Annotated in this window: 11 protein-coding genes; 7 read left to right on the plus strand and 4 right to left on the minus strand. The window is 45.9% G+C overall.

Annotated elements, in window-relative coordinates:
* Window positions 1–126: 126 nt before the first annotated feature.
* Window positions 127–1386 carry an SO_0444 family Cu/Zn efflux transporter gene (locus tag FME95_RS04745; protein WP_147713266.1) on the plus strand — a complete coding sequence of 420 codons (1260 nt, stop codon included), beginning with the start codon at window positions 127–129 and terminating at the stop codon, window positions 1384–1386.
* Window positions 1387–1596: 210 nt separating this feature from the next.
* Window positions 1597–2463: a sterol desaturase family protein gene (locus tag FME95_RS04750; RefSeq protein ID WP_147713267.1), complete on the plus strand. Its 867-nt coding sequence runs from the start codon at window positions 1597–1599 to the stop codon at window positions 2461–2463.
* A 255-nt stretch (window positions 2464–2718) separates the two neighbouring features.
* On the opposite strand, the gene acuI is transcribed toward FME95_RS04750, so the two are convergent.
* On the minus strand, window positions 2719–3696 hold the full coding sequence (gene acuI / locus FME95_RS04755; protein WP_147713268.1) for an acrylyl-CoA reductase (NADPH): 978 nt from the start codon (window positions 3694–3696) through the stop codon (window positions 2719–2721).
* 339 nt (window positions 3697–4035) lie between these two features.
* Here acuI and rimO point away from each other — a divergent pair, with 339 nt between their 5' ends.
* Window positions 4036–5403, plus strand: coding sequence for a 30S ribosomal protein S12 methylthiotransferase RimO (gene rimO / locus FME95_RS04760; protein ID WP_147713269.1), 1368 nt, complete (start codon window positions 4036–4038; stop codon window positions 5401–5403).
* Window positions 5404–5490: 87 nt separating this feature from the next.
* Here rimO and FME95_RS13620 read toward each other — a convergent pair whose 3' ends face one another.
* Together FME95_RS13620 and FME95_RS04770 are read right to left on the minus strand one after the other, a co-directional pair.
* A complete protein-coding gene (locus tag FME95_RS13620; protein ID WP_187265443.1) occupies window positions 5491–7734 on the minus strand; it encodes a methyl-accepting chemotaxis protein in 2244 nt (747 codons plus the stop codon).
* Window positions 7735–7957: 223 nt separating this feature from the next.
* Complete coding sequence (locus FME95_RS04770) at window positions 7958–8446, minus strand: Lrp/AsnC family transcriptional regulator (RefSeq protein WP_147713270.1); 489 nt, start codon at window positions 8444–8446, stop codon at window positions 7958–7960.
* Window positions 8447–8580: 134 nt separating this feature from the next.
* Here FME95_RS04770 and FME95_RS04775 point away from each other — a divergent pair, with 134 nt between their 5' ends.
* The 4 genes from FME95_RS04775 (at window position 8581) to FME95_RS04790 (ending at window position 12509) form a co-directional block, all read left to right on the plus strand.
* Window positions 8581–9525, plus strand: a complete 945-nt coding sequence (locus tag FME95_RS04775; protein WP_147713271.1) for a DMT family transporter — start codon at window positions 8581–8583, stop codon at window positions 9523–9525.
* A gap of 185 nt (window positions 9526–9710) precedes the next feature.
* A complete protein-coding gene (locus FME95_RS04780) occupies window positions 9711–10727 on the plus strand; it encodes a 1-aminocyclopropane-1-carboxylate deaminase (RefSeq protein ID WP_147713272.1) in 1017 nt (338 codons plus the stop codon).
* A gap of 124 nt (window positions 10728–10851) precedes the next feature.
* Entirely contained in the window at window positions 10852–11304 is a 453-nt protein-coding gene (locus FME95_RS04785) for an Lrp/AsnC family transcriptional regulator (RefSeq protein ID WP_147713273.1), read from the plus strand.
* A 23-nt stretch (window positions 11305–11327) separates the two neighbouring features.
* The gene (locus FME95_RS04790; RefSeq protein WP_222709905.1) at window positions 11328–12509 is read left to right on the plus strand and encodes an MFS transporter; all 1182 of its coding nucleotides are present in this window, start codon (window positions 11328–11330) and stop codon (window positions 12507–12509) included.
* A 40-nt stretch (window positions 12510–12549) separates the two neighbouring features.
* Here FME95_RS04790 and pepN read toward each other — a convergent pair whose 3' ends face one another.
* Window positions 12550–15171 carry an aminopeptidase N gene (pepN, locus tag FME95_RS04795; protein ID WP_147713274.1) on the minus strand — a complete coding sequence of 874 codons (2622 nt, stop codon included), beginning with the start codon at window positions 15169–15171 and terminating at the stop codon, window positions 12550–12552.
* Window positions 15172–15176 lie beyond the last annotated feature (5 nt).

Here is a 15176-nt window from a genome sequence, read left to right on the forward strand (position 1 = left end):
ACAGCTCATGGTTATAACACAAAGTTAGCTTAAATTAGCGAATGCTTATCAGCACCTATTGACTTTAGAGTGGACTCAAAGGTTTAAACTGGTGGTCATTATTATTCCGTATTGAGGGATGAACTTATGATTGCTTCTTATTTTTCAGATTTTATTGCCAGCTTTGTATTCTTGTTTACCGAGTCGGCACCCTTTTTATTGCTCGGTTTGTTCATTGCTGGGGTAATCCACATTTTAATCCCCAGTGCTTGGGTACAAAAAACGCTCGGCAAGCGTAATTCTATGGTCACCGCGGCCTTTATTGGCGCGCCTGTGCCGTTGTGTTCTTGCTCGGTTATCCCAACTGCCATAGGCATTCGCCGTTCGGGTGCTTCTAAAGCTTCTACCGCCAGCTTTATGGTTGCCACGCCAGAAACCGGTGTCGACTCTGTTGGCGTAACTTATGCGTTATTAGGGCCAATCATGGCGATTATTCGCCCCGTTAGCGCCATCATTGCAGCTATTTTTACCGGCCTGTTAGTGCAGTGGTGGGATAAAGAAACGCCTGCTAAAAAAGGCGATGCTTCGGCCAGCTGTTGTTCTAGTGAGCCAGCTAAAACCGAAAGCTCTAGTTGCTGTTCTAGCAAGTCTGTTAACGAATCAACTAAAGCTGAAAGTTCTAGTTGCTGCTCTAGTAAGCCCAGTGAGTCTGTTAACGAATCAGCTAAAGCCGTAAGTTCTAGTTGCTGTTCTAGTAAGCCCAGTGAGTCTGTTAACGAGCCAGCTAAAACCGAAAGCTCTAGTTGCTGTTCTAGCAAAGCGAACAGCAGCAGCCAAACAACTCAATACCCTTGGCTGACTAAATTAAAAAACTGTATTAAATACAGCTACGGCAAACTGCTGGGCGACTTTATGCAATGGCTATTAATTGGCTTGGTGTTTGCCGCGCTGATCCGTGCCTTTGTGCCAGAGAGCTTTTTAGCCGAACACGGCTCTGGCTTAATTTCTATGATGATCATGGTGCTGATTTCGATCCCCATGTACATTTGCGCCACGGCTTCCACACCCATTGCGGCAGGGTTGATGCTTTCAGGCATTTCACCCGGTGCTGCCTTGGTGTTTATGATGGCAGGGCCAGCTACCAACGTGGCAACCATTATGGTGGTTAAAAACGAACTCGGCACACGTTCTATGTATGCTTATCTTGCTGGTGTCATCAGCAGTGCTTTAGCGTTAGGTGCGCTAACCGATTGGGCCTTTGCTGTGTTTGATCTGCACATTGAGGTTACCTCGGGCCATCATGGCGACATGACTTCACTGCTCTACTCGCTCAGTGCTGTTGTACTTGCAGTGTTAATGCTCTGGAACGGTTACAACAAATACAAACCAGCAGCGAGCGCACACTAACTGGCCTAATCGCTGTTGAGCCGTACTGTCTTTGATTAGATCTTTTATTGGGGCGCTTATAGTGTCTTTTATAGGGTTTGTTATATGTTTTCTATCTTAGCCTGATGTGAAACTATCAGGCTAATTAAGAGTCTACTAATATTAAGCAACATTAAGTAAGCATTTAGAAAGTAGAAAGCATTCAACACTGCTCAACCACAAGGCCCGAACATGAACCTAACCGATTACTTACTCGCGCACGAAGCCAGCATTCGCCTGGGCTTCTTTTTTAGTCTGTTTTTCATCATGGCTTTATGGGAATGGCGCAGGCCAGCGCGGCCACGCTTAGTGTCGCGTTCTATCCGCTGGCTAAACAACATTGGTTTGGTATTTTTAAACACCCTAATTTTACGGTTGTTGTTTCCGCTTGCGGCCGTGGGCATCGCCAGCTTTGTTGAGGCCAACCAATGGGGGCTGCTGAATTACTACGCTGTTCCTACCGGCTGGGCCATTTTGATTGCCATCGTCTGTTTGGACTTTGCTATTTATATGCAACATGTGATGTTCCATGCGGTTCCGAGCTTATGGCGTTTGCACCGTGTTCACCATGCCGACCTAGATTACGACATGACCACCGGCGCGCGCTTTCATAGCTTAGAGATCGTGTTTTCGATGCTGATTAAATTTGCGGTTATTGCCGTATTGGGCGCTTCGGCGGCGGCGGTGATTATGTTTGAGGTCATTCTCAGCTCTATGGCGATGTTCAACCACGGCAATGTTCGCCTACCATTAGGTTTAGACCGCTGGCTGCGGCTGTTGGTGGTAACGCCAGACATGCACCGCGTGCATCACTCTATTATTGTGAACGAAACCAACAGTAACTTTGGTTTTAATATTTCGCTTTGGGATCGCCTGTTTGGTACTTATCAAGCACAGCCTGCCAAAGGCCATCAGGGTATGGAAATTGGGATTAAAAACATCCGTGAGGCAAAAACCGCCGTTTGGTTGCCTGGAATGTTAGCACTGCCATTCACCCACAAAGTGAGTGGTTATGCGATTAATTATCGTGGTCGGGATGATAAAACAGCTTCAAAATGAGAACTATTACATGAGAATGTAAATAATTACCGAATGAAAACAGTTATCATTTGCATTCGGTAATTAAATAGGCTTTACTACAGAGGTAGTCCTGAACTGGGTACCGAATCTCTTCCCGGCACTCAGAATTTGTAGCCCGTCAAAGCCTGTTTTCAGTGCTTTGACGGGTCTTTTTTTGCCTGTGGTTTTTGGCTCAGTTTTTATATCAACCGGCCTTTATTAACCAACCTTGATCTATTAACCAGTCTTGATCGATTAAATAGCCACCACAATACGGCCACGCACCTCACCTGCCAGTAACTTCTCAGCATAGGGTAACGCTTCATTCAGAGTGATTTGCTCAGCAACATCGTCCAGCATGTCATCGCTGATAAGCTCAGCCAAACGCTGCCAAGCTTCGAGACGATCTTCAGTTGGCCGCATCACACTGTCGACACCCGCCAACGTAACGCCACGCAAAATAAACGGCATCACCGTTGCCGGTAGATCAAAGCCACCCGCTAGACCACAAGCAGCAACCGCACCGCCGTATTGAATCATCGAACAAACGTTCGCCAAGGTTTGGCTGCCTACGCTATCAATCGCACCGGCCCACTGCTCTTTACCCAGAGGTCGGCCTTTTTCTGACAAGCTCGCACGATCGATAATCTCGCTGGCACCCAACTGTTTTAGATAATCAGACTCCGCCACTCGGCCAGTAGAGGCAACCACTCGATAGCCCAGCTTAGCCAGTAGATAGATCGCAAAGCTGCCAACGCCGCCGTTTGCACCGGTGACTAAAATATCGCCTTTGTCTGGGGTTACGCCCTGTTTTTCTAACGCCATGACACACAACATGGCGGTATAGCCAGCGGTGCCAATTTTCATAGCTTGTTCGGGTGCAAAACGGCTTGGCAATGGAATCAACCAGTCACTTTTAAGTCTTGCTCGTTCAGCCAAACCGCCACAGTGGGTTTCGCCAACGCCAAAGCCATTGAGCAATACTGCATCGCCAACACTGAATTTATCGCTTTGGCTTTCGAGTACCGTACCGACCAGATCAATACCGGGGATCATCGGGAATTGCCGCACGACAGGGCTTTTACCGGTAATCGCCAAAGCATCCTTATAATTTAAGGTGCTGTGCGAAACCTCAACCAAGACATCGCCTTCGGGCAACACCGCCTCATCAACTGGCTTAAGCTCAGCGCGGTAACCGTTATCATCCTTTTCGATCAGAATGGCATTAAACATATCCCCTCCTCGTTCACAGATAAAAATGTCGCGCTATTATGCCTAACACTGAGCACAGCTGACATTAACATCGATCAGTTTTAACGCGAGCTTATGTAAAACTCGGCAAAAGACTATTTTCGCATTGAGCTAGGCTTAAGAATCGCTACAATGGCCGACCGTTTTGGCGGTTACAAACAGCGGCTACCGACGAATGGTTATCATTAGCAAATAACGGCTAACTAATTAAGCAGCTGTGAAATAAGCACCATGAAAAACAATCACCACTAATAAACGAAGCTTGCAGGCATAACGCACTGTCGCTCGGCGAATTCATCAGAAGTACAGGCTACCGAATTTATGGATAACATCATCAATACCTTTAACGTCTCTGACGGCCAAACGCTCGATGCACCGGGCAACGTCGGCTTTATTAGTTTAGGTTGCCCAAAAAACACGGTGGACTCAGAGCGCATCATCACTCAGTTACGCTCTGAGGGTTACAACATTGTACCCAGCTACAACAACGCCGATGTGGTTATCGTAAACACCTGTGGCTTTATTGATTCTGCAGTGCAAGAGTCGCTCGACACCATTGGCGAAGCGCTGAACAAAAATGGCAAGGTATTGGTTACCGGCTGTTTAGGTGCCAAAGAAGATGAAATCCGTGAAGTTCACCCCAGCGTTTTGGCGGTTACTGGACCACATGCTTATGAGTCTGTAGTGAAGCAAGTGCACGAAGTGGTACCGCCAAGCCACGACCCATTCACCTCGTTGGTGCCAAACGCCGGTATCAAATTAACGCCGAAGCATTACGCCTACTTAAAAATATCCGAAGGCTGTAACCACCGCTGTTCATTTTGCATTATCCCTAGCTTCCGTGGCGATCTGGTTTCGCGGCCAATTAACCAGGTATTGAACGAAGCAGAAAGCTTGGTAAACGGCGGCACTAAAGAGTTGCTGGTAATTTCGCAAGACACCAGTGCTTACGGTGTCGACACCAAATACCGCAGTGACCGCTGGAAAGGTCGCGACATTGAAACACGCATGAAAACCCTGTGTGAAGAACTTGGCCAAATGGACGCTTGGGTGCGCATGCATTACGTTTACCCTTACCCGCACGTGGACGACATTATTCCATTGATGGCAGAAAATAAAATTTTGCCGTACTTAGATATTCCGTTCCAACACGCCAGTCACTCGGTACTTAAAAACATGAAGCGCCCAGCACATTCTGAAAAAGTACTTAACCGCATTCACAAATGGCGTGAGCTGTGCCCAGACATTACTTTGCGCTCTACCTTTATTGTTGGCTTTCCGGGTGAAACCGAAGCGGACTTCCAAGAGCTGCTCGACTTTTTAGAAGAAGCACAACTCGACCGCGTTGGTGCGTTCCAATATTCCAATGTCGATGGTGCAGCGGCGGCGAGCTTACCAAACCATGTTGAAGAAGCCGTAAAGCAAGAACGCTATGATCGCTTTATGGAAGTGCAACAACGCATCAGCGCTGCCAAGCTACAAGCCAAGGTCGGTAAAACCATTGAAGTGATTGTTGACGAAGTGGTAGAACAGGGTGCCGTAGCTCGCTCTAAAGCCGATGCACCAGATATTGACGGTCAGGTTTTCTTAGATGATCAAACCCATTTAAAACCGGGCGATCGTTTATGGGTACAGGTTGAAGAAGCCGATGAATATGATTTATGGGCGCACCCAGTTAAAACCAATTAATCTGACACGGTGATTTAATTTTATAAAAAAACGCGGATCTCTTCCGCGTTTTTTATGGCAGTCAACAATAGAGTCGAGCCAAACCAGCTACAACTTAAACTGATTAACAATCTCCCCTAATTGATAAGACGAGCCAGCTACTTTTTTGCTGGAGTCGGTAATGTTTTGCATTTCTTCATGCACTTCGTTGGCGATGCTGGTGATCGAAATTACGTTGGCGTCGACTTCGCTAGCCACTACCGTTTGCTCTTCTGTCGCGGTCGCAATTTGCGCAGCCATTTCACTGATTTGATTCACCGAATGTTTAATATCGGCAAAGGCGCGCTTGGCTTGTTCGGTATTTTCGGATGTCTGATCGACATGACGCTGGTTTTCTGACATGGTTTCTAACGCACGAGCCGTACCCTGCTGGATGGATTCAACCATATTTTGAATGTCTGACGCGGAGCCTTGGGTTTTTTGCGCCAGTGAACGTACCTCGTCTGCCACTACCGCAAAGCCTCGACCATGCTCACCAGCTCGTGCCGCCTCAATAGCCGCATTCAATGCCAGTAAATTGGTTTGTTCGGCAATGTTCTGGATGACATCCAACACGCTGCCGATGTCCTGACTTTTTTCGCTTAATGAATTAATAACCTGAGAGGTTTCTTCAACCTGTGCTACTAGATTAATAACCGTTTGGCTGGTTTGCTCAATTTTATTTGTGCCTTCATCCACTAAACTTTGCGCCGAATCCGAATGCTTTGAAGCATCTACCGCACTGGATGCAATTTCTTGCACCGTGGCCGCCATTTCGGTAATGGCCGTGGCAACTAAATCGGTCTCGCCCTTTTGCCTATCTACCGCTTCTAATGTTTGCGCAGAAGCCGTTGCGGTTCTTTCAGAATAAGAAGAAAGCTGCAAACTGTTTTTTGCTATCTGCTCAATAATATCTTTTAAACTTAACGCCATTTCACGGACGGCGCCATAAACACTGTCTGCCGGTGCCGAATTATTAAAGCTTAGAGTTAAATCTTTACTGGCAACCGCCTTAACAATAGCCACCAACTCTTTCGGTTCTGCGCCTAACGGCCGAGTTACGCTGCGACTAATCAGCATGGCAACAGGCACTACCAAGACAACGCACAGTAAGATCAAACCTACCACAACCTTTTGCAAATGATGAACATCGGCCATGGCTTCATCAATACTAATCTCCGCCAAAATAGCCCAATTGAACCCCTGTACCTGGACCGGTGAATAGGCTGACAAAACCTGTTTACCCAAATAGTCGTTATCTTCCATGCTGGCGGTTTCACCATTTAATGCCGCTTCACTGGCTGCTGTTGAAACACGACCTTTATCTGGATAACCAAAGGACGCCGCCACCGAATGAGTTTCTGGGCTTAAAAATGAGTCGGAGCGCATCAATTTATCGCTGCCAATTAAATAGGTTTCGCCCGTCTCACCAAGGCCTGAGCGCTCAAGCATAATGGTATTGAGTGCATCGAGCGGGAACTGAAAAATCAGCACGCCAAGCAGCTCACCATCTTCAGCAACCACTGGCGTAGAAACAAAACCTGCTGGTGCGTTAAAAGAAGGCTCGTACGGCGCAAGGTCGATAAATTTTGTTTCTTTGTGTGGCGTTAAATTTAAGCCCTGCTGAAACGCCTGAGCGATACCGCTTTGATTATAAGATCCGGTTTTTAACGAGGTGGCATAATCCACTTCTTTAAATACCGAATAGACAACATCGCCAGTTTTGGCATCGACTAAAAAAATATCGTAGTAACCAAAGCGAATTAAAAAATCTCTAAAAAAGGTATGGTAATGTTTATGCTGCTTATTGTATTCGTAAAGGCTTTTACCGTAATCGAGCAAATGTTTATTGCCCGGCGTATTGCTGTTTTGCGAAATATATTCGCTTTGCAATAACACTCCGGTATCAGACAACGCATTAATTAGCTGTTGGCTAGAGTGTTGCGCTGGGTGGTCCGTGTCGAATTTAGTCATCACAGACGCATCGTAATATTTTTTTAGTTCGCCTTTTAAATCATTAACTTCTGTGCCAGCAAACGCAGCCTCTGCAGATACCGCCTGATAGGCTTGGTTAAAATCTTTAAGTGCATAAATCACTTCATCGCTATAGGCGAGCGATAATATTTGATCATGTATTTGATTAAAATAACGCTCAACGCCCGATTTTTTAACTTCTCTTAGTGATTCGAGCTGGTCTACAACCTGCCGACTCATTGAATTACCTGCCGATATCACCGACAGCGTCGCAACAACAATGCCGGTACCTATCGATACGGCAACTAGGTTCAACAGCAGTTTTATTTTTAATGTCATCTTGGCAACCACAGCTTTGTGAATTTGTTTTTATAAACACAAAGCCTAGTTGAAAAAAAACGAGCGATTAAAAAACCACCAAAAAAATATAAGCAATTGCATTATCAATTGGCATGATGGTCATAATTACAAGCATTTAGTTAAGCTGGTCACATAATAAATGTGACGCTCTGTTCAGAGGAAATCCGAGTAACCAGCTGGCAAAAAAATCAGCCTAAAAAATTTATGACGAAAGCGACAAGCCCTGCTCTGGTAATGGCAATGCCGTTTTGTAACGCACCTGTTTTAAAGCAAAACTGGAACGAATATTTTCTACACCCGGTATTTTTGTCAGCCGAATAAGAATGAGTTCTTCTAACGCCTGAATATCTGGCACCAGCACACGCAGTAAATAATCTTCTTCGCCGGTCATTAAATAACATTCCATCACTTCAGGGCATTGCTCAACGGCAGACTCAAATTGTTCTAACGAGGCTTCGTCCTGTTTTTTTAATCGCACATGAATAAACACATTAAGGTTTAAGCCTAATTTTTTGGCAGAAACCAAGGCGACCTTGCCGTTTAAAATGCCCATTTCTTGCAATCGCTTAACCCGATTAAAACAAGGCGTTGGCGATAGATTAACCAAGCTGGCCAGCTCAGCGTTGGTAATGTCGGCATTGGCCTGCAACCTATTTAAGATCGATATATCTTTGCTATCCAGCTTAACCATGCAAATTATCCTTTAAATATCCAATTAAAAGACAATATATACTGCCGCAGCAGAAAATCACAAAAACTTGAGAAACTTTTTCTCTGAACGCTTGGTTATTCTAAGGGCACTTAAAAATGCACAGGTAAAGCCCCATGAGCGTTTTCAGCAACACCGCCATTGCAACACATCCGCCTAAATTGATTTCGGTGAGCCCTAAAACGAAGGCGCTGCTGATTTTGTTTTTCGCCATCCTCATTTGGGGAGGCAATTGGCCGGTGATGAAAACAGGGCTAAACCACATCACACCGATTTGGTTTTCAATGTTGCGCTTTGCCTTAGGTGGCTTAAGCCTATTTATTTACCAGCTGGTGACTAAAAGCCTGTATCGACCTAAAAAGCAGGATATCGCGTTGATCTTAAGTATTGGCCTAATCCAGATGATGCTCTTTACCGTGCTCGGTTCCATTGCCATGACACAAGTCGATGCGGGCCGCTCTGCGGTACTGGCTTACACGACAACGCTTTGGGTATTGCCAATCTCAGTATTGGTATTCCGTGAAGCACTCAGTAAAAGCCAGCTCATTGGCAGTCTATTTGGCGTTGTTGGTGTGCTTGTGCTGTTTAACCCCTTTAGTTTTAGCTGGCATGATCCAGTTTTATTGATGGCAAATGGCTTGTTGCTACTGGCAGCATTGTGTTGGAGCTTGTGCATTCTGCACTTGCGGCACTCTAGATCGAACGCTTCGGCTTACCAACTTGCACCTTGGCAAATGCTGACCGCCACGCTGCCACTCATTGCGCTGGGTTACTGGATTGAAGGCCCGTTCACTGGTGACGGCAGCACTGAGCTATGGCAAATCAGCCTGTATTTAGGCCCACTGGCTACGGCCTTTTGTTTTTGCGCTGTGAATGGCGCCAGCCGTTTATTGCCCGGCCCTTTCGTTGCTACCGCTATGCTCGGCGTGCCGGTGACTGGGTTATTGTTATCCTGCTTATTTTTAGGTGAACAGCTCACCGCCTCGCTAATATGCGGCACAGCACTGATTTGCGGCGGGATTTTCATTGTCATAGTGCGAGCACGACAAGCTAAGCACTGATCAGCCAAGGCTAGCCATAGAAACATATGAAAGAATCTTTCAACTAATCATTAATTTTTAAAATATTAATCACCATAAAACAAACATATAAAGACAATCACTTATTAAACAATAGAATTTAAAGAGCACCTTTCATTGGTAAAGCACTAGCATAAAGGCTTTCTAACCCGCCTTAAGGATAACCAATGAAGCTCGAAAAATTTGAACGCTACCCACTGACCTTTGGTGAAACGCCGATTGAACACCTACCTCGCTTAAGTGAAGCACTGGGCGGCCAAGTAGAAATTTACGCCAAGCGTGAAGACTGTAACTCTGGCCTTGCCATGGGTGGCAACAAGTTGCGCAAGCTGGAATACATTATCCCTGATGCCATTGCCTCAGGAGCCGACACTCTGGTTTCCATTGGCGGCGTACAATCCAACCACACCCGCATGGTTGCCGCGACTGCCGCTAAAATTGGTATGAAGTGTCGCCTAGTTCAAGAAAGCTGGGTACCGCATGAAGATGCCGTGTACGACCGTGTTGGTAATATTTTAATGACTCGCCTTATGGGTGCAGACAGCCGCATTGTCGACGACGGTTTCGATATTGGCATTCGCTCCTCTTATGAAAAGGCGATCGAAGACGTTAAAGCGGAAGGCGGCAAGCCTTACGGCATTCCAGCTGGCGGCTCAGTGAACAAATACGGCGCCATTGGTTATGTAGCCTTTGCCGAAGAAGTTAAAAAGCAAGAAGAAGAACTAGGCTTTAAGTTCGATTATATTGTCGTTTGCGTAGTCACCGGTTCCACTCAAGCAGGCATGATTGTTGGCTTTGCAGACCAAGGCCGCGCTGATCGAGTCATCGGTATTGATGCTTCTGGTACCGTTGAGCAAACTCGCTCTCAGGTTCGCCAAATTGTCGATAATGCTGCTGAATTGGTAGAACTGGGCCGTAAAGTGACTGACGAAGAAATCGTCATCAACCCTGACTACGCCTACCCTGCTTACGGTGTACCAAGCCATGAAACTAACGAAGCGATTCGTTTAGCGGCTAAAACCGAAGCCATGATGACCGACCCTGTTTACGAAGGTAAGTCGATGCAAGGCATGATCGACCTGATCAAAAAAGGCGACATTCCTGCCGGTTCAAAAGTGCTGTATGTGCATTTGGGTGGCGCACCGGCGTTAAATGGTTACAGCTATACCTACCGTAACGGCTAGCCAAAGCATCAAAACCCAAGAGAAGCTCTCAGTTATAAACACAAAAATGAGAGCTTCTTTCACCCCTCTTTTAGCTTTATCATAGCGACTCTTCTCGCCACGACAAACGCCTAAAAACTCTGCTATGGATAAAACAGACAAAAAAATCCTAAAACAGCTACAGCAAGATGGCCGTCTCACGAATGCCGAATTGGCTGAGCGCATTAATGTTAGCCCTGCCACTTGCCACCGTAGAACCCAACAGCTGTTTAAAGAGGGCTATATCAAAGATGTTCGCGCTCTGATAAATGCCGAAAAAGTAGAGCGTGGTTCGCTGGTGCTTGTCGGTATTGTGCTCGACCGCTCAACACAACAAAGCTTTGCCGATTTTGAAGCCGCGATAAAGCCACTCAGCTTTATTTTAGATTGCCACCTTGTCGCCGGTGACTTTGATTATTTTTTAAAAATCCGTGTTAAAGACATAGCCGACTTTAACAAATTGCACAGCGACCAATTACTCGCCTTACCGAACGTGCGTCAACTGAGAACTTTTTTTGTCATGAAAGAAGTTCAAGACAACGCACCGTTAGACTTTTAAACCTGACTAGTGAGATTTTAACAGTGACTACCCAAACCAATACCACACTAAGCCGACCACTGTTGCTTTTAATGGCGGTTGTCGTATCTGCAACCGCGGCAAACCTTTATTACAATCAACCTCTATTGCCCTCTATTGGTCTTGCGCTCAATATTAGCGAGCATTATTTAGGCTTCATTCCTTCTGCCACTCAAATTGGTTACGCCGCAGCGATCTTTTTTATTTCACCGCTAGGCGATCGTTATGAACGAAAAAGCATTATTCGTTACCTTACGGTAATTTTATTTCTTGGCTTGGTAGCAACTTATTTTTCCACCAGTTTACTGCCTCTCGTCTTTTTTAGTTTTGTTGTCGGCCTTGGCGCAAACATTACGCAGCAGTTAATTCCGTTGGCTTCGTCATTGGCAACTTCTGAAAACAGAGGCAAGGTTATTTCAACTATTATGACTGGCTTAACCATCGGAATTTTAATTTCACGTGTTATTAGCGGCAGCATCAGCGAGCATTTTGGCTGGCGATCGGTCTATCTTTTTGCGGCCGTATTGGCTGCATTTTTTGGTCTACTGTTAATGCGTTACCTGCCTAAAAACAAACCGACCTCGAGCTTACCTTACCCCCAACTGCTTGGCTCTATGCTAATGCTGTTAAAAAAACATCGCACTCTAAGAGATGCAGCTATCGTCGGTGGGTTGTGGTTTGCTGCTTTTAATGCACTCTGGGCAACCTTAGCCATTCATGTCGGTGAATCCCCCTTTCATTACAACGCGCAGCAAGCTGGTTTATTTGGAGTGATTGCCTTAGCCGGCGTCATTGGCGCAAAGGTTTCTGGCCACTTGGTAGATAAATATGGCTCCGTTCGTTTAATTAGCTTTGGTCTCTTATTGATTTTAACTGGCTTTGTAATATTTGCTCTGTGGCGAGACTCATTAGCGGGTTTAATTGTAGGTATTATTTTGGTCGACCTCGGCGTGTTTGGCTGCCAAATTCCAAACCAAGTTCGAATATTTTCGATCGACCCTAAAGCCCAGAGCCGTATCAATGCTATTTACATGCTTTGTTATTACATAGGAGCTGCTGCTGGCTCTGCCATTGGCGTGCATTTTATGGGTATTTCAGGTTGGAGCGGGCTAAGTTTATTTGGTTTATCTCTGACGCTGATCGCTCTTATATATCATCTGGTGAGAAGCAAACGCCCGATAGCATAATCAGGCGTCTCCCCCTTGATTAAGGGGGAGATTTTATTTATCAGTGAGCTAACGCCTTTTCAACTTTCTCACTCACATCTGGCGAGCGGCCTTGGCTGTCGGCAATCGATTGCAACGCCTGCTTCATTGCTTCGGCACGTTGACCAGAAAACACTTTCCAGTTTTCTAACGCTGTTACAAATCGTGCCGCGACCTGAGGGTTAATGGCGTCGAGTTGAATGATACGCTGCGCGATAAAGTCGTAACCGGAAAAATCTTTTTGATGATACGAGGTAAAGTTATTCATAAAGCCAGCCAACACTGAACGTACTTTATTCGGGTTGGTGATATCGAAAGCTTCGTGTTGCATCAAGGCTTTAATGGTGTCGATTGTCACGCCTTTAGCACTGGCTTGCAGTAACAACCAGGTTTCAACCATTTGCGTATCTTCGTGCCAACGCTGATAAAAATCATCCAGCAGATCACTCACTAACGCATCGCTACCATTATCCAACACGGCTTTTAAGCCATTTAAACGATCTGTCTGGTTATTGGCTTGCTGATACAGCGCCTTGGCAAAATCTAACGCCGCGGCGTCGCCGGTCTCGGCCCAATAACTCAACGTCAAGGCTTGTAACTCTCTTCGACCTGCTTGCTCGGCGTTAAACTGATAAGCCTGTTCACTTTGCAGCGACAGAGTTAACTCGGCCCATTCGGCTTTAAAGCTGTTAGCAATGCTTTGCTTCATTGCTTGGCGCGCGGCAACGAGCGCATCGGCATCAACCTTTTGTTGCAGGCTATCGACCAACAACTGGTAAGACGGCAAGGCTAACATTAAAGATTTAATCGCTGGCGATAACGCATTATCGGCGAGACTCGCACGAACAACATCCAACACCAAGCTTGGTGTTTGGTTATCGCCGTTTTTGATCATCGCAATCAGAGTATCGAGATAAATTTTTTGTACCGCATCAAAACGGTTATAGGCGTTTTTATCTTTGCTGGCGAGCAACAATAGTTCGGCTTCGGATAATTCAAACTCAACACGAACTGGCGCTGAAAAATCGCGGAATAAACTTGCATATGGCTGCTCGGATACGCCACTAAAGGTGACAGTGGTTTGCGCTTCGGTCAGCGTTAATACTTGCGTTTGTTGGTTAAAGTCAGCATCGCAATCAATCGCCAACTCGTCACCCTGAGCGTTGAGTAATGCCATTTTAACCGGAATAACCATAGGCAATTTTTCACTTTGCCCCGGTGTTGGTTTTTGGCTTTGCGAGAAGCTTAACTGATACTGCTGTTGTTCGGCATCGTAATGCTGACTAACCACAACCGTCGGCGTACCGGCTTGAGTGTACCAACGCTTAAACTGCGTAAAGTCGTAACCGCTCACCTCTTGCATGCAGGCAACAAAATCATCGGTCGTGGCGGCACAACCATCGAAACGTTCAAAGTAAAGATCGCTGCCTTTACGGAATAAGTCTTCACCGATCAGGGTGTTGATCATACCAACCACTTCTGCGCCTTTTTCGTAAATGGTGACGGTATAGAAGTTATTAATCTCTTGGTATTCTTGCGGCTTAACCGGGTGCGCATTCGGGCCAGAGTCTTCTGGGAACTGAACCGTTTTTAAAAAGCGAGCATCTTTAATGCGTTTTACGGTGGCGTCGTGCATATCCGAGGTAAAGTGTGCATCGCGGTAAACGGTAAAACCTTCTTTAAGCGATAGCTGGAACCAGTCGCGGCAGGTAACGCGGTTGCCGCTCCAGTTATGAAAATATTCATGCGCTACAATCGCTTCGATGCGTTCAAAACGATCGTCTGACGATGTCTCTTGGTTCGCCAACACAGCTGCACTGTTAAAAATATTTAGGCCTTTGTTTTCCATGGCGCCCATATTGAAAAAGTCGCTAGCGACAATCATAAAAATATCTAAATCGTATTCACGGCCATAACGCTTTTCGTCCCATTTCATTGAACGCTTGAGTGAGTCGAGAGCAAAATCAGTTTTATGGGCGTTGCGTGGTTCGGCAAAAATACGCAGCGATATTTCGCGCCCAGAGCAGGTAGTAAAGCTGTCGTCCTTACGTACCAAATCACCGGCAACGGCAGCAAATAGATAAGCGGGTTTTACAAACGGATCTTGCCAAGTCGCAAAGTGGCGGCCATTTTCTAGCTCGCCTTCATCGATAGGATTACCATTTGCTAACAGAGTTGGAAAAGAGGCTTTATCGGCTTCGATACGCGTAGTGAATGTTGCCATGACATCGGGACGGTCTAGATAAAAAGTAATTTTTCGAAAGCCTTCAGCCTCGCACTGAGTACAATACATGCTGCCGGATTTATACAGACCTTCGAGTGAAGTATTGTTTTCTGGATCGATACGAGTCACGGCTTTAAAAATAAACTCTTCGGCAACTGGCTGCACGGTGAGTTTATCGTCGCTGTATTGATACTGACTAATTTCGGTGTCGTCAAAATGCAGCTGCTTAATCGTTTGCTCAACGCCGTCTAACACCAATGTTGGTAAGCCATCAACGCGGGCGTTTTTTACCATGGTCAGTTCAGAGCTAACTTCGGTGTAGCCATCAAATATACGGATGACCAACTGAGTATTTTTAATCCAATAGTCCGGCTCTTTGTACTCTGCTAAACGAATAATACGGGCGCTGCTTTCTTTCATGTCGC

Source organism: Reinekea thalattae (genome assembly GCF_008041945.1).
Taxonomy (GTDB): Bacteria; Pseudomonadota; Gammaproteobacteria; order Pseudomonadales; family Natronospirillaceae; genus Reinekea; species Reinekea thalattae.